Genomic DNA, 1,530 nt, shown 5'->3' on the forward strand with positions numbered 1-1,530 from the left:
AAAGAGAGAATGAATAATCACTACAATAAGATATTATTTAGTATGTTTACAGATTTAGAAAAACAAGTATATGAATTTTATGGGAAAAAATACCCTGAACAAGGACCACTTACAAAATGGATAATAAAAAACCTAAAATAATAACGATTGCAAGTCTCAAAGGAGGTGTTGGTAAAAGCACAACTTCAATAATACTTGCAAATTTATTGTCACAGAATTACAAAGTACTCCTAATTGATACAGATGATCAAGCTGCTGCTACTAGCTATTATTATAATGAATTAGAAATAAAAAATTTTGATGTTTCTCAGATAAATATAGGAAATGTTATAAAAGATGATATAGACATTAATAAAAGCATTATTAATGTTGATAATAATTTAGCTTTAATACCAAGCTACATAACAGTTGATGAGCTAAATGGGGATTATTATTATGACAATCGACATTTACCTATCGAATTTTCATTGAGAACAAAATTAAATTCCATAATTAATGATTATGATTATGTGATAATTGATACTAATCCTAAAAGGAATTTTACATTAAAGAGTTCTCTAATTAGTAGTCATTATGTAATATCTCCAATGACGGCAGAAAAGTGGGCAGTTGAAGGATTTGAAACATTGAGGAAATTTATAAAAGAAGTGGCTGGAATACCAGTGTTTATTGTTATAACAAGGTTCAAAAAAAATGTTACACACAAGCAATTAATGGAAATAGTAAGAATGAAAAGTGGGTTTTTAGGATGTATAAGTGAAAGAGAAGATTTAAACAAAAGAATAGGATGTAATGAAAAATTTGATTTTTCAAAAGATTATATTATTGAATATAGAAAAATATTGAAAACTTTTTTAGAGAAGTTATAAAAATCAACAAGCTCAACAAGTTCAGCGTGATGAACTTGTTGAGCATAAAGGAGTAAATATGGATAAAAAAAATATTAATTTAAAAATTAATAAAAGAATTTCAGAAAATAATTTAAATTATATTCTTGATCAAAGTGATGAAAATCAAAGAAAAGAAGAATTTGAACAATTAATTACGCAATTAAAAAATAATATTAAATCCGAAATTTATAATATTATTGATACTATGAAAATCCTTAAAAAAATAAATGATAAGAAACTTTATATAGAGGGAGGATATAAATATTTTAACGATTTTCTATTAGATTTTAGATTAGCAAAGACACAATCTTATGAATATATAAAGTTGGCGACTGCAGTTGAAGCAGGATTATTAGAAGAGAATTATATTGCTAGTAATGGAATAAGGGCCTCAATAAGATATATTAAGAGTAAAACGAATGAAACAGTAAAAAAATCTAAACAAAATCCAATAAAACCCTTAAGATTCCAGCTTAAAACTCAGGAGAGTTACGATTTTTATAAAAAAAATGCTAAATTTACAAGTTTTATGATGCATGAGATTTTTGAAAATCAAAAAGATTTTCTTAACAAGCTTTTAAAAAAATATAAACAATTAAAAGGATAATAAGAGGATTGTATGAGCAATTTAGCGTATAGG

Annotated in this window: 3 protein-coding genes; all 3 read left to right on the forward strand. The window is 25.0% G+C overall.

The window, feature by feature from the left end; genetic code table 11:
* The coding region (locus BLO14_RS05805; RefSeq protein WP_143280338.1) for a DUF226 domain-containing protein at positions 1 to 141 on the forward strand (141 nt) is incomplete at its 5' end.
* On the forward strand, positions 117 to 869 hold the full coding sequence (locus BLO14_RS05810) for a ParA family protein (RefSeq protein WP_091973994.1): 753 nt from the start codon (positions 117 to 119) through the stop codon (positions 867 to 869). The genes BLO14_RS05805 and BLO14_RS05810, both read left to right, overlap by 25 nt.
* Positions 870 to 927: 58 nt before the next feature.
* Positions 928 to 1,497: a chromosome replication/partitioning protein gene (locus BLO14_RS05815; protein WP_091973996.1), complete on the forward strand. Its 570-nt coding sequence runs from the start codon at positions 928 to 930 to the stop codon at positions 1,495 to 1,497.
* Positions 1,498 to 1,530 lie beyond the last annotated feature (33 nt).

It is taken from the genome of Borreliella japonica, assembly GCF_900099615.1.
In the GTDB taxonomy this organism is placed as follows: Bacteria; Spirochaetota; Spirochaetia; order Borreliales; family Borreliaceae; genus Borreliella; species Borreliella japonica.